Source organism: Streptomyces sp. cg35 (assembly GCF_050410835.1).
Taxonomy (GTDB): Bacteria; Actinomycetota; Actinomycetes; order Streptomycetales; family Streptomycetaceae; genus Streptomyces.
This window is the reverse complement of sequence record NZ_CP191268.1, coordinates 5,869,448-5,888,552: the sequence shown is the minus strand read 5'-3', so window position 1 is coordinate 5,888,552 and position 19,105 is coordinate 5,869,448. Positions and strand designations below refer to the sequence as shown.

At 70.3% G+C, this 19,105-nt stretch carries 16 protein-coding genes and 2 tRNA genes; 6 read left to right on the top strand and 12 right to left on the bottom strand.

Features of this window, described 5'->3' with window-relative positions:
• Nucleotides 1-95 precede the first annotated feature (95 nt).
• Complete coding sequence (locus ACQUQD_RS26890) at nt 96-1,085, top strand: hypothetical protein (protein WP_428954702.1); 990 nt, start codon at nt 96-98, stop codon at nt 1,083-1,085.
• Nucleotides 1,086-1,171: 86 nt separating this feature from the next.
• Here ACQUQD_RS26890 and clpX read toward each other — a convergent pair whose 3' ends face one another.
• From clpX to ACQUQD_RS26865, 5 genes are all read right to left on the bottom strand, one after another.
• Nucleotides 1,172-2,458 (bottom strand): ATP-dependent Clp protease ATP-binding subunit ClpX, encoded by a 1,287-nt coding sequence (clpX, locus tag ACQUQD_RS26885; protein WP_428954701.1) that lies wholly within the window; start codon nt 2,456-2,458, stop codon nt 1,172-1,174.
• Between the two features lie 185 nt (nt 2,459-2,643).
• The gene (locus ACQUQD_RS26880) at nt 2,644-3,303 is read right to left on the bottom strand and encodes an ATP-dependent Clp protease proteolytic subunit (protein WP_164303251.1); all 660 of its coding nucleotides are present in this window, start codon (nt 3,301-3,303) and stop codon (nt 2,644-2,646) included.
• Between the two features lie 65 nt (nt 3,304-3,368).
• Nucleotides 3,369-3,974 carry an ATP-dependent Clp protease proteolytic subunit gene (locus ACQUQD_RS26875; RefSeq protein WP_394438312.1) on the bottom strand — a complete coding sequence of 202 codons (606 nt, stop codon included), beginning with the start codon at nt 3,972-3,974 and terminating at the stop codon, nt 3,369-3,371.
• Between the two features lie 270 nt (nt 3,975-4,244).
• Nucleotides 4,245-5,618: a trigger factor gene (tig, locus tag ACQUQD_RS26870; protein ID WP_428954700.1), complete on the bottom strand. Its 1,374-nt coding sequence runs from the start codon at nt 5,616-5,618 to the stop codon at nt 4,245-4,247.
• Between the two features lie 173 nt (nt 5,619-5,791).
• Nucleotides 5,792-5,868 (bottom strand) — tRNA-Pro (locus tag ACQUQD_RS26865).
• Between the two features lie 151 nt (nt 5,869-6,019).
• Here ACQUQD_RS26865 and ACQUQD_RS26860 point away from each other — a divergent pair.
• Nucleotides 6,020-6,090 (top strand) — tRNA-Gly (locus ACQUQD_RS26860).
• Between the two features lie 89 nt (nt 6,091-6,179).
• Here the strand turns inward: ACQUQD_RS26860 and ACQUQD_RS26855 are convergent.
• Entirely contained in the window at nt 6,180-6,374 is a 195-nt protein-coding gene (locus ACQUQD_RS26855) for a hypothetical protein (protein WP_161301056.1), read from the bottom strand.
• A 678-nt stretch (nt 6,375-7,052) separates the two neighbouring features.
• On the opposite strand from ACQUQD_RS26855, the gene ACQUQD_RS26850 reads away from it, so the two are divergent.
• A complete protein-coding gene (locus tag ACQUQD_RS26850; protein ID WP_428954699.1) occupies nt 7,053-8,231 on the top strand; it encodes an acyltransferase family protein in 1,179 nt (392 codons plus the stop codon).
• Between the two features lie 10 nt (nt 8,232-8,241).
• Here ACQUQD_RS26850 and ACQUQD_RS26845 read toward each other — a convergent pair whose 3' ends face one another.
• From ACQUQD_RS26845 to ACQUQD_RS26835, 3 genes are read right to left on the bottom strand one after another with little or no spacing between them, the layout of a single operon-like run.
• Nucleotides 8,242-8,682, bottom strand: a complete 441-nt coding sequence (locus tag ACQUQD_RS26845) for an HD domain-containing protein (protein WP_428954698.1) — start codon at nt 8,680-8,682, stop codon at nt 8,242-8,244.
• Nucleotides 8,683-8,710: 28 nt separating this feature from the next.
• Complete coding sequence (locus ACQUQD_RS26840) at nt 8,711-11,158, bottom strand: ABC transporter permease (protein WP_428954697.1); 2,448 nt, start codon at nt 11,156-11,158, stop codon at nt 8,711-8,713.
• Complete coding sequence (locus ACQUQD_RS26835) at nt 11,158-11,955, bottom strand: ABC transporter ATP-binding protein (RefSeq protein WP_428954696.1); 798 nt, start codon at nt 11,953-11,955, stop codon at nt 11,158-11,160. The genes ACQUQD_RS26840 and ACQUQD_RS26835 overlap by 1 nt, the downstream gene beginning before the upstream one ends.
• A gap of 241 nt (nt 11,956-12,196) precedes the next feature.
• Between ACQUQD_RS26835 and ACQUQD_RS26830 the strand changes: the two genes are divergently transcribed.
• Nucleotides 12,197-13,378, top strand: a complete 1,182-nt coding sequence (locus ACQUQD_RS26830; protein WP_428954695.1) for a cation:proton antiporter — start codon at nt 12,197-12,199, stop codon at nt 13,376-13,378.
• A gap of 138 nt (nt 13,379-13,516) precedes the next feature.
• Here ACQUQD_RS26830 and ACQUQD_RS26825 read toward each other — a convergent pair whose 3' ends face one another.
• A complete protein-coding gene (locus tag ACQUQD_RS26825; protein ID WP_428954694.1) occupies nt 13,517-14,689 on the bottom strand; it encodes a PP2C family protein-serine/threonine phosphatase in 1,173 nt (390 codons plus the stop codon).
• Nucleotides 14,690-14,829: 140 nt separating this feature from the next.
• Here ACQUQD_RS26825 and ACQUQD_RS26820 point away from each other — a divergent pair, with 140 nt between their 5' ends.
• Nucleotides 14,830-16,059 (top strand): GNAT family N-acetyltransferase, encoded by a 1,230-nt coding sequence (locus tag ACQUQD_RS26820; protein WP_428954693.1) that lies wholly within the window; start codon nt 14,830-14,832, stop codon nt 16,057-16,059.
• Here ACQUQD_RS26820 and ACQUQD_RS26815 read toward each other — a convergent pair.
• Nucleotides 16,056-16,883 (bottom strand): Fpg/Nei family DNA glycosylase, encoded by an 828-nt coding sequence (locus ACQUQD_RS26815; RefSeq protein WP_428954692.1) that lies wholly within the window; start codon nt 16,881-16,883, stop codon nt 16,056-16,058. The genes ACQUQD_RS26820 and ACQUQD_RS26815 overlap by 4 nt on opposite strands.
• Nucleotides 16,884-17,005: 122 nt before the next feature.
• Nucleotides 17,006-17,494, bottom strand: coding sequence for a ribose-5-phosphate isomerase (locus ACQUQD_RS26810; RefSeq protein ID WP_428954691.1), 489 nt, complete (start codon nt 17,492-17,494; stop codon nt 17,006-17,008).
• 174 nt (nt 17,495-17,668) lie between these two features.
• Between ACQUQD_RS26810 and ACQUQD_RS26805 the strand changes: the two genes are divergently transcribed.
• The gene (locus ACQUQD_RS26805; RefSeq protein ID WP_428954690.1) at nt 17,669-19,105 is read left to right on the top strand and encodes an amino acid permease; all 1,437 of its coding nucleotides are present in this window, start codon (nt 17,669-17,671) and stop codon (nt 19,103-19,105) included.

The following is a 19,105-nucleotide window of genomic DNA, read 5'->3' as shown; positions in this document are numbered from 1 at the left end:
ACAGTCCCGTACTGAAACCGAATCCGGGGGACCGAACCGCACGCACGTACGTCAGGATGTCGGAAGCACATAAACCTCGGGAGGGAACCCCAGTAATGAGCCACAACCAGCCGGGCCCGTACGGAGGCCAGCAGCCCCAGCAGCCCGGACCCTACGGCCAGCAGCCGCAGCAGCCCGGACCGTACGGCCAGCAGCCCCAGGCCCCGCAGCCCGGCTACGGGTACCCACAGCAGGCCCCGCCCGGTGTCCCGCCTCAGCAGCCCGGACCGTACGGCCAGCAGCCCGGCGGCTACGGCCACCCGCAGCCGCAGCAGCCCTACAGCCAGCCCCAGGCCCCCGGCCCCTACGGGCAGCAGCCGCAGGCCCCGTACGGCCAGTACCCGCCGGCTCCGCCGCAGGGCGGCGGCAAGAAGAAGACGGGCCTCATCATCGCGGCGGTGGCCGTGGTCGCCGCCATCGGTGTGGGCGCCTACTTCGTGTTCGGCGGGGGCGGCGCCTCGGTCGCCGACGACGGCGCGCACAAGCTGACGACGCCGGCGACGGTGCTGACCGAGTACAAGAAGAGCTCCAGCTCCTCGTCCGGCGGCTTCGACGAGCAGGACATGAAGGACGCCGAGAAGGACGGCCTGAAGAACGGCAAGCCCGTCAACGCCGGCTACGAGGTCAAGGACACCTCCAACCCGCTGGCCGGCAAGGTGCTCCAGTTCCAGGGCGCGTACGGCGAGATCGACGACCCCGACACGCTCGTCGACGGCATGTTCGCCAAGGCCGCGGAGTCCGCTGCGGAGGACGACGGCGACGGCAAGACCAAGGGTTCGCTCGTCGGCAGCCCCACCGACTACAGCACCGACGACGTCATCCTGAAGTGCCAGGAAGTGAAGATCGAGAACACGGACAGCTCGTCCAGCACGGCGGGGACGCCCAAGGAAATGCACGTACCGGTCTGCATCTGGGGTGACCACAGCACGGTCGCGATGGTCATGTCGATCCAGATCTCGGACATGATGTCCGGCAAGACGCCGGACCTGAAAGCGGCTTCGGACCTGACCTCGAAGCTCCGCGAGGAGGTCCGCGTCCCGGCGTGACCCCACCGCCGTGAACGCATGAAGAGGGGCCCTGGCCGGATGTCCGGCCAGGGCCCCTCTCGCGTCTCGTGTCGACCGGCGTGCCGCTACGCCGACTTCTGCTCCCCGCTGCCGCTCCCCCGCGCATCCCGCGGAATCAGCGTCGGGTTCACGTTCGAGTGAACGGCGTCGGCGGTGATGACCACGCGTGCGACGTCCTTCCTCGACGGGACCTCGTACATCACCGACTGGAGGACTTCCTCCATGATGGCGCGCAGGCCGCGCGCTCCGGTGCGGCGCAGGATGGCCTGGTCGGCGATGGCCTCCAGGGCCTCGCGCTCGAAGTCCAGCTCCACGCCGTCGAGTTCGAAGAGGCGCTGGTACTGCTTCACCAGCGCGTTGCGCGGCTCGACGAGGATCTGGAGCAGGGCCTCGCGGTCGAGGTTGTGGACCGACGTGATGACGGGAAGACGGCCGATGAACTCGGGGATCATCCCGAACTTCACCAGGTCCTCCGGCATGACCTCCTGGAACTGGTCCTTCTCCTCCAGCTCGCGCTTGGAGTGGATCGTCGCGCCGAAGCCGATGCCCTTGGCGCCGGCCCGCGACTCGATGATCTTCTCCAGGCCGGCGAAGGCGCCGCCCACGATGAAGAGGACATTCGTGGTGTCGATCTGAATGAACTCTTGGTGCGGGTGCTTGCGGCCGCCCTGCGGCGGGACCGAGGCCGTGGTCCCTTCGAGGATCTTCAGCAGGGCCTGCTGGACGCCCTCGCCCGACACGTCGCGCGTGATCGACGGGTTCTCGGACTTCCGGGCCACCTTGTCGATCTCGTCGATGTAGATGATGCCCGTCTCGGCCTTCTTGACGTCGTAGTCGGCGGCCTGGATGAGCTTCAGCAGGATGTTCTCGACGTCCTCGCCGACGTAACCCGCCTCCGTGAGCGCCGTCGCGTCGGCGATGGCGAACGGGACGTTGAGCATGCGCGCCAGCGTCTGCGCGAGGAGTGTCTTGCCCGAGCCGGTCGGGCCGAGGAGCAGGATGTTGGACTTCGCGAGTTCGATCGCGTCGTCACGGCCCGCCGCCCCGCCGTTCTCTCCGGCCTGGACGCGCTTGTAGTGGTTGTAGACCGCCACGGAGAGCGCCTTCTTGGCGGCCTCCTGGCCTACGACGTAGCCCTCGAGGAACTCGTAGATCTCGCGCGGCTTGGGCAGTTCCTCCCAGCGCACTTCGCTCGTCTCCGCGAGCTCTTCCTCGATGATCTCGTTGCAGAGGTCGATGCACTCGTCGCAGATGTATACACCGGGGCCTGCGATGAGCTTCTTGACCTGCTTCTGGCTCTTTCCGCAGAACGAGCACTTGAGCAGATCGCCGCCGTCACCGATGCGTGCCACGAGGTGCTTCCCCTTCGCCTGGGAGACGCCACGTTCAGCGGCTCCTGGTGCCTGTATCCGACGGTACCTTGCCGGGCCCCCCGTTCGGGCCCCCCTTGGCACGGTTCACTTTGACGAGGTCCTGTCGAGAACCTCTGAACGCCCGGTGAACCGTGCCGGGGAGTGGCAGACGATACAACGCCTTGTCAGGCGATTGCCTCGTTGTTCATCTTGCGCGTCGAGATGATCTGGTCGACCAGGCCGTACGCGAGCGCGTCCTCGGCCGTCAGGATCTTGTCACGCTCGATGTCCTCGCTGATCTTCTCCAGCGGGGTCGTCGAGTGCTTGGCCAGCATCTCTTCCAGCTGCGTACGCATCCGGAGGATCTCGTTGGCCGCGATCTCCAGGTCGGAGAGCTGCTCGCGGCCGGTGCCGCCGGAGGGCTGGTGGATCAGCACGCGGGCGTTCGGCAGCGCCATGCGCTTGCCCGGGGTGCCGGCGGCGAGCAGGACCGCGGCGGCCGAGGCGGCCTGGCCCATGCAGACCGTCTGGATGTCCGGCTTCACGAACTGCATCGTGTCGTAGATGGCCGTGAGGGCCGTGAACGAGCCGCCGGGGCTGTTGATGTAGATGGAGATGTCGCGGTCCGGGTCCATCGACTCAAGGCACAGCAGCTGCGCCATGACGTCGTTGGCGGAGGCGTCGTCGATCTGCACGCCGAGGAAGATCACGCGCTCCTCGAACAGCTTCGCGTACGGGTCGTACTCACGCACGCCCTGCGAGGTGCGCTCGACGAAGCGCGGGATCACGTAGCGGTTGTCGACCTGCGGGCCCGTGTAGAGGCCGCTGCCGGGGATGTTGTTCATGGTCGGTGTTCCGTCCTGGTGAGGGAGGCAGTGGGCTTGGGGCCGGTGCTCGATCGGAATCCCGATCAGGCGCCCGTGCCGCCGCCGCCCGGAACACCCGTAGCGGCAGAGATGATCTCGTCGATGAGGCCGTACTCCTTGGCCTCCTCGGTGGTGAACCAGCGGTCGCGGTCACCGTCACGGATGATCGCCTCGACGGTCTGACCGGAGTGCCGGGCGGTGATCTCGGCCATGCGCTGCTTCGTGCGCAGCAGGTACTCGGCCTGGATCTTCACGTCCGAGGCCGTACCGCCGATGCCCGCGGAACCCTGGTGCATCAGGATGTCGGTGTGCGGCAGCGCGAAGCGCTTGCCCGCCGTGCCTCCGGTGAGCAGGAACTGGCCCATCGAGGCCGCCATGCCCATACCGATCGTGATCACGTCGTTCGGGATGTACTGCATGGTGTCGTAGATCGCCATGCCGGCCGTCACCGAGCCGCCGGGGCTGTTGATGTAGAGGTAGATGTCCTTGTCCGGGTCGGCGGCAAGGAGCAGCATCTGCGCGGTGATCTTGTTCGCGATGTCGTCGTCGACCTGCTGGCCGAGGAAGATGATCCGCTCGCCGAGCAGCCGGTTGTAGACATGGTCGCCGAGGCCACCACCGATGGACGGCTCGCCGGCGGCGGAAGGCATCAGATTCGTCACGTATCCACCTGCTCGTCTCTGACGGCCACGTGCCGTCTCGCGTCTCTAACTGAGGCCGGGGGCCCTCGCTCGGAGACTCCCCTGCCCTCGTATTCATGGACCCTAACGCGCAGCTCCCCCCGGGGAATCCCGCAGAAGGAACTGTTCGCTGTGAGCGCATGCCGCCGCTTGCCGGAGGGGCCTGTGCGGCAGGGTGCGACAGACCCCCGGGACTGGATCGTGTCCCGGGGGCCTGTCGTGTGTGACTTAAAGGGAGGCTCAGGCCTCGGCCTTCTCCTCGTCGGCGGAGGTCTCGGCGGCGGCCTCGACGGCCTCCTCCTCGTCGTCCTCCAGGTCGACGACCTCACCGTTGGTGTCCTTGACGGTGGCGGCCTCGACGACCACGGCAAGAGCCTTGCCGCGGGCGACCTCGCCGACCAGCATCGGGACCTGGCCGCCCTCGACGACGGCCTGGGCGAACTGGTCGGGGGACATGCCGGAGGAGGCGGCGCGACGCATGAGGTGCTCGGTGAGCTCCTCCTGGTTCACGTTCAGCTTCTCCTTGTTGACGAGCTCGTCGAGGACGAACTGCGTCTTGATGCCCTTGATGGCCTGCTCGCGGGTCTCGGCGTCGAACTCCTCGACCGTCTTGCCCTGGATCTCGAGGTACTTCTCGATGTCGAGGCCCATCTGGCCGAGCTGGTGGTGCTCGAGGTTGTGCTTGCGGGTCTGGACCTCGTCCTCGAGCAGCTTCTCGGGAACGGGGACCTCGACCAGCTCGAGCAGCTTCTCCAGGACGCGCTCCTGGGCCTGCGTGGCCTGGTCGTACTGCTTCATGTTCTCGAGGCGCTTGCGGCTGTCGGCCTGCAGCTCGTCGAGGGTGTCGAACTCGGAGGCGAGCTGGGCGAACTCGTCGTCCAGGGCCGGGAGTTCACGGGCGGCGACCTGGGTGACCTTGACGGTGACCTCGGCCTCCTTGCCCTCGGCGGAGCCGCCCTTGAGCTCGGAGGTGAAGGTGGCCTCGCCACCGGCCTCCAGGCCCTTCACGGCCTCGTCGATGCCGTCGAGGAGCTCGCCGGAACCGATGGTGTAGGAGACGCCGGAGGCGACGCCGTCCTCGAGGACCTCGCCCTCGACCTTGGCCTCCAGGTCGATCGTCACGACGTCGCCGTCCTCGGCGGCGCGCTCGACCGGGGAGGTCGAGGCGAAGCGCTCACGGAGCTGCTCCACGGACTTCTCGACGTCCTCGTCGGTGACCTCGACGGCGTCGACCTCGACCTCGATGCCGGAGTAGTCCGGGATCTCGATGGCCGGACGGACGTCCACCTCGGCGGTGAAGTTCAGCGTCTCGCCGTCCTTCAGCTCCGTGATGTCGACCTCGGGCTGGCCGAGGACGTTGAGCTCCGCCTCGTTGACAGCCTCGGTGTAGAACTTCGGAAGCGCGTCGTTGACGGCCTCCTCCAGCACCGCACCGCGGCCGAACCGCTGGTCGATGACGCGGGCCGGGATCTTGCCCTTGCGGAAGCCCTTCACCGTGACCTGCTGGTTGATCTTCTTGTACGCCGCGTCGAGGCTGTCCTTGAGCTCCTCGAAGGGCACCTCAATGCTGAGCCGAACCCGGGTCGGGTTCAGGGTCTCGACGGCGCTCTTCACGGTTCGGTCTCCTTGGGGGCTGACTTTAGGGATCGTGCCCGGCTTAGAGACACACGGGCATGCAGCTTGCATAGTAACGGCACGCCGGAGCACACCCACAATGCGATCTTGAAGCCGATACCGGCGGAGAAGCTCGGAGAGGGGCCGCGGGCGTCGTGCCGGCACGGCAACGCTGGTCGGGGTGGCGGGATTTGAACCCACGGCCTTCCGCTCCCAAAGCGGACGCGCTACCAAGCTGCGCCACACCCCGTCGGTGCGACACGTAGGGTACATGCCCGCAGGCAGTGCGGCTCCCGCATTGCCCGCGCGACGCAGAGGGCGGCAATGGGGTGTGCGTCCGGGGCCCCGGACCCGCTACGATGCCTTTCGTGCCGCGATCGGTGATCCGCGGCGCACACCGTGCGGGCGTAGCTCAATGGTAGAGCCCTAGTCTTCCAAACTAGCTACGCGGGTTCGATTCCCGTCGCCCGCTCTTGATCAAGGCCTCCGGCCCGGTTCCGCACAGTGGACCGGGCCGGGGGCTTTTTGCTGCTCCCCGGCCTGTGATCCGCTCATCGGCGCTCAGAAATTGATCGCGCTGATGCTGGACGCGACGGAGTTGAGGAAGTTGTTGATCGCGGGGGCCATTCCGGTCGACGCCAGGAAGAAGCCGAAGAGCACCGCCACTATGGCGGGCCCCGCCTTGATCGAGCCGCCCCGCATCAAGACGACGAGGACGATCGCCAACAACAGCACTACTGACAGCGAAATGGCCACACTGATCACACCCTAGGTCGGTCCGCTCTCCCGGCCCGGGGGGCACAGCCCCACACACCCCCCGCCAGAACCATCGTGCCACCAACGCGGCGTCTGTATGCGGTCGGTGACGCATCGTCGGCCACGCGCACGTAGGGGCGCGGGGGCCGCGGGCCCTTGGGGCGCACGGACAGCGCATGCCGGCGGCCGAGCCACGGGGCGCCCGGAGGGTCGGAATTCGGCTTGATCGTTTCCATCGGCGCACATGCGGCGCACACATGCCCCTCGCATGCCACACCCGGTTTTCCCGCACTTTCCCCTCGGGGCGCCCACAGGAAATCCGCAGGATTCACCGGCCGAATACCGATCCGATATTCGGCCTCGTCGACGGACCCGCGATTACCGGCGAAACGGACAATCGACCGGAGGGTTCGGCGGGCATTATGCGGTATTTAAGAGGGATTAGCTGTGCGATACCGGACAGATCGGCAATGCGTCGGCCATAACCCCGTGTCGTACGACGCCATGACGACTTCTTCGAATCCGGGGTAGCCGGAGGCGATAAGGAGGATTCGAGTTGAGAGTTTTACGAAATCGCACAGGCGCCGCTAGGGTGCCTCAGATGTTCCACACTGCCATGACCCCCGCCGGCGCAGTGCGGCCCCGGATCTTCTCCCCTAGTTCCTGGTGGGAGGGCCTGTGACCAACTCGCTGTACCCGCACGGCTCGCACCGCAGCCCGCTGCCCGCGGCCTCGGTGACGTCCCCCCGCGACACCACTGCCCCGTCCCCCGCCGCCGCGCCCCCCACCTCGGCGCCGGCCCCCGCTCCGCCCGCCGGCGCCAAGCCGAAGCAGCGGGACGCGTTCTTCGACAACGCCAAGTATCTGGCCATCGTGTTCGTCGCGATGGGCCACTGCTGGGAACCCCTGACGGACGGCAGCCGCACCGCCGAAGCGCTGTACATGATCGTGTACACGTTCCACATGCCGGCGTTCATCATCATCTCCGGCTACTTCTCGCGCAGCTTCGACATGCGGCCGGACCGGCTCAGGCGGCTGATCACGGGCGTCGCCGTGCCCTACGTCCTCTTCGAGGTCGCGTACACGATCTTCAAGCGGACCGCCGGGGACGACCCCGACTACCCGTTCAGCCTGCTCGACCCCTGGTTCCTGACGTGGTTCCTGGTCGCGCTGTTCATCTGGCGGCTCACCACGCCGCTGTGGAAGGTCATCCGCTGGCCGGTCCCGGTCGCCCTCGGGATCGCCGTGCTCGCGTCCGTCTCGCCCGACATCGGCGACGACCTGGACCTGCAGCGCGTCCTGCAGTTCCTCCCCTTCTTCGTGCTCGGCCTGTTCATGAAGCCGGAGCACTTCCAGCTGGTGCGGCGGCGCGAGGTGCGGATCCTGTCCGTGCCGATCGCGGCCTGCGCCCTCGTGCTGGCGTACTGGGCCGCTCCGCGGATGACGTCCGCGTGGTTCTACCACCGCGACAGCGCCCAGGAGCTGGGCGCCCCGTGGTGGGCCGGTGTCGTCATGACGCTCGCCCTGCTCGGCTGCTCGCTGGTGCTCACCGCGTGCTTCTTCGCCTGGGTGCCGGGGCGGAAGATGTGGTTCACGGTGCTCGGCGCCGGAACGCTGTACGGGTACCTCCTGCACGGGTTCCTGGCGAAGGGGTCCCGGTTCTGGGGCTGGTTCGACGCGGACTGGGTGCACAAGCCGTACGGGGAGATCGCCGTCACGCTCGCCGCCGCGGTCATCGTGACCGTGCTGTGCACGCCGCCCGTGCAGCGGATCTTCCGGTTCGCCATGGAGCCGAAGATGGAGTGGGCCTTCAAGAAGGACGCCGCGGACCTGGCCCGGCAGCGCCAGAAGGCCTAGCGCCTGTCCGCTACGCCTCCAGGCCCAGCAGCGCGCGCATCGTCGCGTACTTCCGGGTCAGGCGGTCCCGCGTCGGTGCGTCCAGGACGGCGAGGCGGGCCGGGTCCGCGTTGTGGGCCAGGTCCGCCTCCTTGACCAGCCGGGCGCCGGGCGTCGCCAGGATGCGCCGCGCGTACGCCTCCGGGGGCTCGCCCGCGCGCTTCGTCAGGGCCAGGACCATCGCCTTGGTCTCCTCCGGGAGCGCCGCGGCTGCCAGCCAGCCGGCCGTGAGGGCGTCGTCCTCGACCGCGTCGTGCAGCCAGGCCGCCGCGATCTGGGCCTCGGTGCCGCCGCGCCGGCGCACCCCGTCGGCCACGGCGTGCAGGTGCTCGGCGTAGGGCCGCCCGGCCTTGTCCGTCTGTCCCTCGTGGGCCCGCCTGACCAGTGCCTCTACTTCCGTCAACGTGAGCATGCGGCGAGCGTAGGGGGAACCGCGTCCCTCAGGCAGTGCCCCGCAGCGCCCACCGGGCCGGGAAGGCCGTCGCCGCCAGGCCCAGCACCAGCGCCGCTCCCGCGAAGGACCCGTACAGCAGCGGTGGGACGTACGGGTTCTGGCCGGTCAGGCCGTTCATCATCGGGATCAGCGTGGCGAGCGCGATCCCCGTGCCCAGCGCGATGCCGGCGCAGGCCACCAGCAGCGCCTCCCAGCGGATCATGCGGAGCACCTGGCGGCGGGTGGAGCCGATCAGGCGGAGCGTGCCGAGTTCGCGGCGGCGGTCGAGGACCGTCATGACCAGGGTGTTGACGGCGGCGATCGCGGCGAAGCCGCCGAGCACCGCGGCCATGGTGGTGTTGGCCCAGGCGTTGAGCTCGCGGTCCAGGGACCGGGCCGTGGTGTAGTCGGCGCGGGCGAGCGGGGTGCCGAGGGCCGACAGCGACGCGGCCGTGCCGCCCTTCGCCCACAGCTCGGTGTCGTACGGGTCGGTGACGTGGCCGGTCAGGGCCGCGCGGGACAGGGTGACCTGGGAGAGGCCGAGGCCGCGTGCGTACGTCGCCGAGACCGTCAAGGACGCTTTCGTGCCGTCGGGGAGCCGGAGGTGGAGGCGGTCGCCGACCCGGACGTGCGCGCTGCGGGCGAGGGACGCGTCCAGAGCGATCTTGCCGGGATCCGCGAGGTCGATGGCGCCCCGGGTCACCTTCAGGTCCTGGACCCGGGACAGGTCCTTCGCCGTGCCGTTGACCGCCTGGGCGGACGCCGGCTCCAGCCAGCGGTCGCCGCCGGAGCCCGCCGGGACCAGGACCGCGGTCCTGAGCAGGCCGACGGCGGAGGTGACGCCGGAGGTGCCCGCCGCCCGGTCGACGGCGTCCGGCGCCAGGCCCGCGTCCGCCGTGACGATGTGGTCGGCCGTGATGCCCGCCTTCTGCTGGCCCGCGGCGGCGTGGTCCTCGCTCGTGTGCATGAAGACCAGCACCGAGGAGAAGGCCATCGCGAGGACGAGGGGGGTGATCGCGGAGGCCAGCCGGCGGGCGTTCGTGCGGGAGTTGGCGGCCGCGAGCGAGGCGGACGCGCCCGCGCCGCGCAGCGGGAGGCCGAACAGCGCGGCGCACAGCCGGGCCACGAGCGGGCCGAGCAGTGCCACCGCGAGCATGAAGAGCATGACGATGCCGAGCGCCGCGTTGGCCGCGTCCTCGCCGCTGAGGGTGGCGGCGAGGGCCGCGAGGACGGCGCCGCCCACCGCGGCGGCGATGCCCAGCGGCGTCCGGATCCAGCCGGGTCGCAGCCGCTCGGTGGACGCCTCGGCCAGGGCCTGGCCCGGCTTGATGCGGGAGGGGCGGCGGGCCGCCAGGTACCCGGCGAACAGGCCGGTGAGCAGGGCCGTGCCGACGGCGGTGAGCAGCGGCACGTAGGAGACCGAGAGGTGTACGGCCTCGGGGACCGCGCCCTTGGCCCGGAGCCGGCCGAACCACCAGCGGGCCAGGGCGATGCCGGGCAGGCAGCCGAGGGCGCCGGCGAGCGGGGCGACCAGGAGGGTCTCGGTGGCGATGCTGCGGCGGATCTGGCGCGGGGTGGTGCCGATGGCGCGCAACAGGGCGTATTCGCGGGCGCGTTGGCCGACGGAGAGGGCGACCGTGCCGGCCGCGGTGAACACGGCGACGACCGTGGCGATGCCGCCGAAGGAGCCGCCGATCCCGGTGAGGTTCTCCTTGGCGTAGGCGAGCGCGCCGCTCTCGGCGGCGCCGCGGTCGTCCCCGGTGTGCACCTGGACGCCGGACGTACCCGAAAGGGCGTGTGCCACCTGGGACTTGAGGGTGTCCGCGGCGACGCCGTCCTTCGGGAGCACGGCGATCGCGTCGATACGGCCCGGGTGTCCCGACGCACTGAGGGCTTCGGAGTCCGTGAACCAGGCGGAGGCGGGTGTCTGTGCGGTGCCCGAGACGCGGTACGTGCGCTCGCCCTCGGGTGTGGTCAGCGTGACGCGGTCGCCGACCCGGGCGCCGGACAGGACGACCTCGCCGGTGCCCGGGGCGCGGCCCGCCGTCAGCCGGTCGCCGGTGAAGGCGGTGGAGCCCCAGTTGTGCGCGGTGACGGACGCGCCGTCGCGCTGGACGGGGAAGGTGATGTCGGCGACCGCTCTGCGGGCGCCGGGGGCCGATGCCGCCTTCGCGACCAGCGCGTCGTCGAGGCGGGCGCGGTCCGGGAGCGGGACCGCCTCGTCCTCGCGGTCCTCGCCGGAGCCGGTCACGTAGTGGGCGCGCTGGTCGGCGGCGGCCACGACGGGGGCGCCCGCGTACCGCCCGGCCGGGACCGAGGCGCGCAGGCCCGTCTCCAGGAGGATGCCGCAGGCCGAGACGATCAGGGCGGACATCATCAGGGCGACGAACGTGCCGGCGAAGGCGGCCGGCTTGAAGCGGACGGCGGCGCGGGCCAGCCCGTTGGGGCGGAACATCACGCGGCCGCCCCCGCCGGCGTACGGGCGGTCAGGGTGCTCATGCGGGCGGCGATGCGGTCCGCTCCGGCGCCCTCCAGGTGGTCGACGATCGCGCCGTCGGCGAGGAACAGGACGCGGTCCGCGTGGGCGGCGGCCGCCGGGTCGTGCGTGACCATGACGACGGTGGCGCCCATGCGGTCGACGGCGGAGCGCAGGAGTCCCAGGATCTCCGCGGCGGTCGTGGTGTCCAGGGCTCCGGTCGGCTCGTCGGCGAAGATCACGTCAGGGCTCGTGACGAGGGCGCGGGCGATGGCGACGCGCTGCTGCTGGCCGCCGGAGAGCTGGCCGGGGCGGCGCCGGCCCTTGTCGGCGAGGCCGACCTGCGCGAGGACCTCCGCCGCGCGGCGCTTGTCGGGTCGGCGTCCGGCCAGGCGCATCGGGAGCAGCACGTTCTGCTCGACGGTGAGCGAGGGCAGCAGGTTGAAGGCCTGGAAGACGAAGCCGAGGCGGGTGCGGCGCAGGGCGGTGAGCTTGTTCTCGCTCATGCCGGTGATGGTGGTGCCGCCGAGGGCGACGGTGCCTTCGGTGGGCCGGTCGAGTCCGGCGGCGCACTGCAGGAACGTGGACTTGCCGGAGCCGGAGGGGCCCATCACGGCGGTGAACGTGCCGCTGGGCAGGGCGAGTTCGATGCCCCGCAGGGCGTGCACGGCTCCGCTGCCGCGGCCGTACCGGCGGCGCACACCGCGCAGTTCCACGGCCCAGCCGTCGCCGCGGGGTGTCTCCGGCTCGTCGTGCCGCTTCTTCCGCAGGCCCATGGTCGCCCTCTCGTACGTGCCGGATCCGGTGTCTCGAACGTACGGATCCGGGGGCGCCGCCGACCATGAGGCCGGCTGGCGAAACCGGGGTGGGGAGAACCCCACCCCGGGACTTCCGGCCCTGCTCCCACAGTCCTTTGGTAAGCTAACTATTGACGCTTTCTTGACGCTCCCTTTACCAAGGGTGCTTCCCCTACCAAGGAGGAACGGGCCCATCGGACACGCAGACACCTTGATAGCCATGGGCGGCGCCTTCCTCGCCGCCGCCGTCCTCGCCCGCCTCGGCGGACGCATCGGACTCCCCACCATTCCCCTGTTCATCCTGGCCGGGATCCTCCTCGGCCCGCACACACCGGGCATCGTGCTCGTCGCCGACCCGCACGACCTGGAGATGCTCTCCGCGCTCGGCCTGGTGCTGCTGCTCTTCTACCTCGGCCTCGAGTTCCACCTGGACGACCTCAAGGAGGGCGGCCGCAAGATGGCCGTCGCCGGCGGGACGTACCTCGCGCTGAACGTCGGCGCCGGCCTCGGTTTCGGATTCGCCCTCGGCTGGGGCACCTCCGAAGCTCTGGTCCTCGCCGGGGTGCTCGGCATCTCCTCGTCCGCCATCGTCACCAAGGTGCTCGTGGACACCGGGCGGCTCGGCAACCCCGAGACCAAGCCGATCCTCGGCATCATCGTGGTCGAGGACATCTTCCTCGCGCTGTACCTGGCCGCGCTGCAGCCGATCCTGTCCGGCGCGGACTCGCTGGCGGCCGCGGTCATGGACGGCGGCAAGGCCTTCGGGTTCCTGCTGCTGCTCGCGCTCGCGGCGCGTTTCGGCACACGGGTCGTCGGGCGCCTGTTCAGCATCAAGGACGACGAGCTCCTCGTCATCTCCTTCCTCGGCGCGGCCGTGTTCGTGGCCGGGGTCTCGGAGTGGTTCGGGGTCGCGGACGCCATCGGTGCGTTCATGGTCGGTCTGATGCTGGGCTCGACCACGTCCGGCGAGCGGATCCGCAAGCTCGTGCACCCGCTGCGGGACGCCTTCGGCGCGATCTTCTTCTTCGCGTTCGGGCTGTCCATCGATCCCGGGGATCTGCCCACCGTGCTGTGGCCGGTGCTCGCGGCTGTCGCCGTGACGCTGGTGATGAACGTGCTGGCGGGGCTCGGCGCCGCCAGGGTCTACGGGTTCGGGCCCGGGCCCGCGGCCAACATCTCCACGACGCTGCTGGCCCGGGGTGAGTTCGCGCTGATCCTGGCCACGATGGCCGCCGGCGCGGGGCTCGACCATCGGCTCTCGCCGTTCATCGCGGGGTATGTGCTGCTGCTCGCCGTGCTGGGGCCGCTGGCCGCGGGGCAGTCTCATCGGCTGGCCCGGATTCTTCCAGGTGGGCGGCGGGATTCGGCGCCGGTCGAGGAGCGGATCGGGGCGGGGGTGTGACAGGTTCCCGCCGTGGGCGGTGACCTGCCGTTGCCGGGTGCGGCTTTCGTCGTGGCTGGTCGCGCGGGGAGCTGCGCGAGAAGCCCCGCCGGGCCGCACCCGGCACCGAGACAGCAACGGGGCAGGCGAGAAGCCGGGTCAGGCGTCCCGGCAGATGAGGAGGAGCGCCCGGTCGTCGTTGACGTCCTTGGCCACCGCCTCGATCAGATGCCAGGCCGCCCCGTGGAAACCGCCCTGCACATAGCGGTCGGCCTCCCCGGTGAGCCGGTCGATCCCCTCCGCGATGTCCCGGTCGGAGGTCTCCACCAGGCCGTCGGTGAAGAGCATCAGCACGTCGCCGGGGCGCAGCGTGCCCTTCGTCGCGTCGAAGTCGGCGCCGTCGTAGACCCCGAGGAGCGGCCCCTCGGCGGCCTTCTCCTCCCAGCGCCCGGTGCCCGCGCTGAGCTGGAGGCCCGGCGGGTGGCCCGCGGAGTACAGCTCGTAGTCCCCGGACTCCAGGTCGAGGACGAGGTGGATCGAGGTCGCGAAGCCCTCGTCCCAGTCCTGGCGGAGCAGATATCCGTTGGCCGCGGGCAGGAACGCGTGCGGGGGCAGCGAGCCCAGCAGCCCGCTGAAGGCTCCGGCGAGGAGCAGGGCCCGCGAGGCCGCGTCCATGCCCTTGCCCGACACGTCCGTGAGGACGACTTCCAGGGTGCGGCCGTTGTTGGTACGGGCCGCGACCACGAAGTCGCCGGAGAACGACTGGCCGCCGGCCGGGCGCAGCGCCATCTCGCGGTGCCAGCCGGGCGGCAGCTTCGGCAGCCGGGACTGGGTGCGGATCCGCTCGCGCAGGTCGAAGAGCATGGTGCCGCCGCGCCGCCAGGGCACCCCGACGCGGCTGCGGAACTGCGCGATGAGCAGGCCGAAGAAACCGCAGGCGGCGACCGTGAGCACCGTGCCGGGGGTGACCCCGGCCGCGCGCTGCGCGTACGGGCCGAGCTGCACCGACTCCACGATCAGCGCCGCGGCCGCCGCCGCGTACAGACCGAGCAGGCTGGCCGGGCGCAGCAGCAGGCCGCCCGCGACGATCGGCAGGACGAGCACCGAGGGCGAGCACCAGACCGGGTCGAGGATCGTGAAGCAGGCGATCAGCGGGACCGTGATCAGCAGTCCGGCGAGCGCGATCCAGTCCGAGCCGTCGCCGCGGAAGTAGTCGACCCCGGATTTGCGCACGGCGGTGCGGACCCGGTGCATACGCATCCTCATCCGGGCCGGGAACGTCTGGGCTTCCGCACGCTGCTCGCGCGCGCGCCGCTCTCGTCGTACCGCCATTGCTCGTGGACCTTATCCATCGCGCCTGGCCCTGTGCACGGGTGGTCCCGGTTGTCCCCCTTTCCGGGCACACCCCGGGCTGGTCCGGAAGTCGGGAAATTCGCTCGCTCATGTCCCGGTTGCCCTGGTAGGGATGGCCTATGACGACCGACGTACGCGTACTGCGCCAGGACGAGTGGGACCGCTGGTACGCGAAGCTGGAGCTGGCCTTCGGCGGGGTGACGGAGTCGCCGCAGGAGCGGCAGTTGTGGCGGGACCTGACGGACCTCGACCGCTCGATCGGGGTGTGGGACGGCGAGGAGTGCGTGGGCACCGCGGGTGCCTTCCCGTTCCGGGTCTCGGTGCCGGGCGGCGCGTTCGTCGACGCCGCGGGCGTGACGATGGTGAGCGTCGCCGCGACGCATCGGCGGCGCGGCATCCTCACGGCGATGATGCGCCGCCAGCTCGACGACGTGCGGTCCTGGGGCGAGCCGCTCGCGGTACTGACCGCGTCCGAGCCGGCGATCTACGGCCGGTTCGGGTACGGCATCGGCACGCGGCAGGCGTATCTGACCGTCGACTCCTCGCAGGTGCGGATCGACGCCCCGGCCGGGACGGACGACGTGCGGCTGCGGTTCGTGGACCCGGCGTCGGCGGCCGAGCGGTGCGAGGCCGTGTACCGGCGGCTGATCGGCACCCGGCCCGGGATGCTGGACCGCGGCCCCGGCTGGGAGCGGCTGCCGCTGCTCGACCCGCCGGAGGAGCGGGGCGGGGCGTCGCCGCTGCAGTGCGTCGTCGCCGAGCGGGACGGGGAGACGGTCGGCTTCGCCCGGTTCCACAACAAGCCGGAGTCGGAGTGGGCGGTGCCGCACGGCCGGATCCAGGCGCGGGACGTCACCGCGCTCGACCCGGCGGCGTACGCGGCGCTGTGGCGGTTCCTGTGCGACATCGACCTGACGGCGACGGTGGAGGCGCGCAACCGCCCCGTGGACGATCCGGTGCTGTCCCTGGTCTCCGACATCCGACGGTGCGCGGTCCGGGTGCGGGACTCGATGCACGTACGTCTGGTGGAGGTCGGGGCCGCTCTCGAAGCGCGTACGTATCTCACGCCGGTGGACGTCGTGTTCGAGGTCGAGGACGCCTTCTGCCCCTGGAACCATGGGCGTTGGCGGCTCTTCGGCGACGCGAAGGGCGCGTCCTGCCGGCGCACCGAGGACCCGGCCGATCTCGCCCTGTCCGTCAGGGAGTTGGGCGCCGCGTATCTCGGTGACGTGTCACTGGCCGAGCTGGCCGGGGCCGGCCGGGTGCGGGAGCTGCGGCCGGGGGCGCTCGCGGAGGCGGCGGTGGCGTTCGGGTCGCCGGTCGCGCCGTGGCTGCAGCACGGGTTCTAGCGGGTGGACGTACCGCCGGGCTGGCAGGTCGGGCACCAGAAGAGGTTGCGGGCCGCCAGCTCGGCCGTGCGGATCTCGGTGCCGCACAGGTGGCAGGGCTGCGGCGCGCGGCGGTAGACGTAGACCTCGCCGCCGTGGTCGTCGACGCGCGGCGGGCGGTTCATCGCCTCGGGGGTGTGCTCGGGGCGGACCGTGTCGATGCGGTTGGCGCGGACGCCGTCGTGCATCAGCTCCACCAGGTCGTCCCAGACGGCGGCCAGTTGGGCCTGCGTGAGCTCCTTGCCCGGGGTGTACGGGTCGATGCCGTGCCGGAAGAGGACCTCGGCGCGGTAGACGTTGCCGACGCCCGCGATGACCTTCTGGTCCATGAGGAGCGCGGCGATCGTCGTGCGGCTGCGGGAGATGCGTGCGTACGCCCTGCCCGGGTCGTCACCGGCGCGCAGCGGGTCCGGGCCGAGGCGGTCGTGTATCGCCTGCTTCTCGGCGTCGGTGATCAGGGCGCAGGTCGTGGGGCCGCGCAGGTCCGAGTAGTGCGTGTCGTTGACGAGACGCAGCCGGACCGTGTCCGTGGGCGGCGGGGCGGGGATCTCGCCGATGGCGTACTTGCCGAAGAGGCCCAGGTGGATGTGGACCCAGTGGTCCGCTGCGCCGAACCCGAGGAAGAGGTGTTTGCCGTGGGCCTCGGTGCGGGTCAGCTCTTGACCGGTCAGTAGTTCGGCCGCGTCGGAGAACTTGCCCTGGGGGCTGGTGACCTGGGTCGTTCGCCCCGCGAATCGCTCGGCGTGGTCCTTGGCCAGGCGGTGGATCGTGTGGCCTTCCGGCACGGCCGTCGTTCTCCTCGGGTTCGCGGGGGCTGGTGTTCCGGGGCTCTGCCCCGGGCCCCGCTCCTCGATCGCCGGAGGGGCCGGATGATGCCGGCCGGGGCTTGAGGAGCGGGGGAACGGACTCAGCCCTGCTGCGGGTGGTGGGCCGGGATCGCCGGGAGCTCGCCCGTCTCCTCGTACGCCGACAGCATGTCGATGCGGCGCTGGTGGCGCTCCTCGTTCGAGTACGGGGTGCTCAGGAAGATCTCGACGAACTTCGTCGCCTCCTCCTCGCTGTGCATGCGGCCGCCGATGGAGATCACGTTCGCGTTGTTGTGCTCGCGGCCGAGGGCGGCCGTCTGCTCGCTCCAGGCGAGGGCCGCACGGACGCCCTTGACCTTGTTCGCGGCGATCTGCTCACCGTTGCCGGAGCCGCCGATCACGATGCCGAGCGACTCCGGGTCCGCCGCCGTGCGCTCCGCGGCGCGGAGGCAGAACGGGGGGTAGTCGTCGAGGGCGTCGTAGATGTGGGGCCCGCAGTCGACGGGCTCGTGGCCGTGGGCCTTGAGCCATTCGACCAGGTGGTTCTTGAGTTCGTAGCCGGCATGATCCGAGCCGAGGTACACGCGCATGGGTCCGAGTGTGGCACGCCGCGCGCCGGGTAGCCGCGTCCGGGTACGGAACATCACCGTCCGGAAGTAAACCCGACGTAAGGAAGGCAACAATCCGGAGTCAGGTCTTCCGCTCCGCGCGGTTCTGCGCTTTGAATGCCAGGGCTCGTACCCCGAGAACCTAAGGATCCGTTCATGACCTCGCAGTCATCCCTTGCGACGGAAGACACCTCGCCCAGCGCACCCGGACCGGGCCAGGGCGGGCCCGGCGACGGCGACGGCCTGAAGGCAGGGCTCAAGAACCGGCACCTGTCCATGATCGCCATCGGCGGTGTCATCGGCGCCGGCCTGTTCGTCGGGTCCGGTTCCGGCATCGCGGCGGCGGGTCCCGCCATCCTCATCTCGTACGCCCTCGTCGGCGCGATGGTCGTGCTGGTCATGCGCATGCTCGGCGAGATGGCCGCGGCCCGGCCGTCCTCCGGTTCCTTCTCCGCCTACGCCGACCAGGCGCTCGGGCGCTGGGCCGGGTTCTCCATCGGCTGGCTGTACTGGTTCTTCTGGGTCGTGGTGCTCGCCGTCGAGGCGACGGCCGGGGCCAAGATCCTGAACGGGTGGATACCCGGCGTCCCGCAGTGGGGCTGGGCGCTGATCGTGATGGTCGTGCTCACCGCCGTGAACCTGGCGGCGGTCGGCTCCTACGGCGAGTTCGAGTTCTGGTTCGCCGGGATCAAGGTCGTCGCCATCGGCGCGTTCGTGATCGTCGGCCTGCTCGCCGTCTTCGGTGTGCTGCCGGGCTCCGACAACCCGGGCAACGGCTTCGGGCACCTGACGGACGCCGGCGGCTTCTTCCCCGAGGGGCCCGGCGCGATCCTCACCGGTGTGCTGATGGTCGTCTTCTCCTTCATGGGCTCCGAGATCGTCACGCTCGCCGCCGGTGAGTCCGAGGACCCGCAGAAGGCCGTCACCAAGGCCACCAACTCGGTGATCTGGCGCATCGGCATCTTCTACCTCGGCTCGATCTTCGTCGTGCTGACCCTGCTGCCGTGGAACGACGCCTCGATCCTGAAGGACGGCTCGTACGTCGCCGCACTCAACTCGATCGGCATCCCGCACGCCGGGCAGGTCATGGACGTCATCGTGCTGACCGCCGTGCTGTCCTGCCTCAACTCCGGTCTCTACACCGCCTCCCGCATGGCCTTCTCGCTCGGGCAGCGCGGCGACGCGCCCAAGGCGTTCGCCCGCACCACCTCCCGCGGTGTGCCGCGGACCGCGATCCTCGGCTCCGTCGTGTTCGGGTTCCTCGCCGTCTGGTTCAACTACCAGTGGCCGGACACGGTCTTCGACTTCCTGCTGAACTCCTCCGGTGCCGTCGCCCTGTTCGTGTGGCTGGTCATCTGCTTCACGCAGCTGAAGATGCGCGGGATCATCCTGCGCGAGCAGCCGGAGAAGCTCATCGTGAAGATGTGGCTGTTCCCGTATCTGACCTGGGCGACGATCGCGATGATCTCGTTCGTGCTCGTCTACATGCTCACGGACGACGCCGGTCGCGAGCAGGTGCTCCTGTCGCTGCTGGTGGCCGCGTTCGTGGTCGGGTTCTCGCTGGTCCGCGAGAAGGTGCGGCGCAGCAGCTGA

Coding starts and splice junctions, on each gene's coding strand:
- ACQUQD_RS26890 (WP_428954702.1), top strand. CDS start 96: ATGAGCCACAACCAGCCGGGCCCGTACGGAGGCCAGCAGCCCCAGCAG.
- ACQUQD_RS26880 (WP_164303251.1), bottom strand. CDS start 3,303: ATGAACAACATCCCCGGCAGCGGCCTCTACACGGGCCCGCAGGTCGAC.
- ACQUQD_RS26875 (WP_394438312.1), bottom strand. CDS start 3,974: ATGCCTTCCGCCGCCGGCGAGCCGTCCATCGGTGGTGGCCTCGGCGAC.
- ACQUQD_RS26845 (WP_428954698.1), bottom strand. CDS start 8,682: ATGCTCACGTTGACGGAAGTAGAGGCACTGGTCAGGCGGGCCCACGAG.
- ACQUQD_RS26840 (WP_428954697.1), bottom strand. CDS start 11,158: ATGTTCCGCCCCAACGGGCTGGCCCGCGCCGCCGTCCGCTTCAAGCCG.
- ACQUQD_RS26835 (WP_428954696.1), bottom strand. CDS start 11,955: ATGGGCCTGCGGAAGAAGCGGCACGACGAGCCGGAGACACCCCGCGGC.
- ACQUQD_RS26830 (WP_428954695.1), top strand. CDS start 12,197: ATGGGCGGCGCCTTCCTCGCCGCCGCCGTCCTCGCCCGCCTCGGCGGA.
- ACQUQD_RS26825 (WP_428954694.1), bottom strand. CDS start 14,689: ATGGCGGTACGACGAGAGCGGCGCGCGCGCGAGCAGCGTGCGGAAGCC.
- ACQUQD_RS26820 (WP_428954693.1), top strand. CDS start 14,830: ATGACGACCGACGTACGCGTACTGCGCCAGGACGAGTGGGACCGCTGG.
- ACQUQD_RS26810 (WP_428954691.1), bottom strand. CDS start 17,494: ATGCGCGTGTACCTCGGCTCGGATCATGCCGGCTACGAACTCAAGAAC.
- ACQUQD_RS26805 (WP_428954690.1), top strand. CDS start 17,669: ATGACCTCGCAGTCATCCCTTGCGACGGAAGACACCTCGCCCAGCGCA.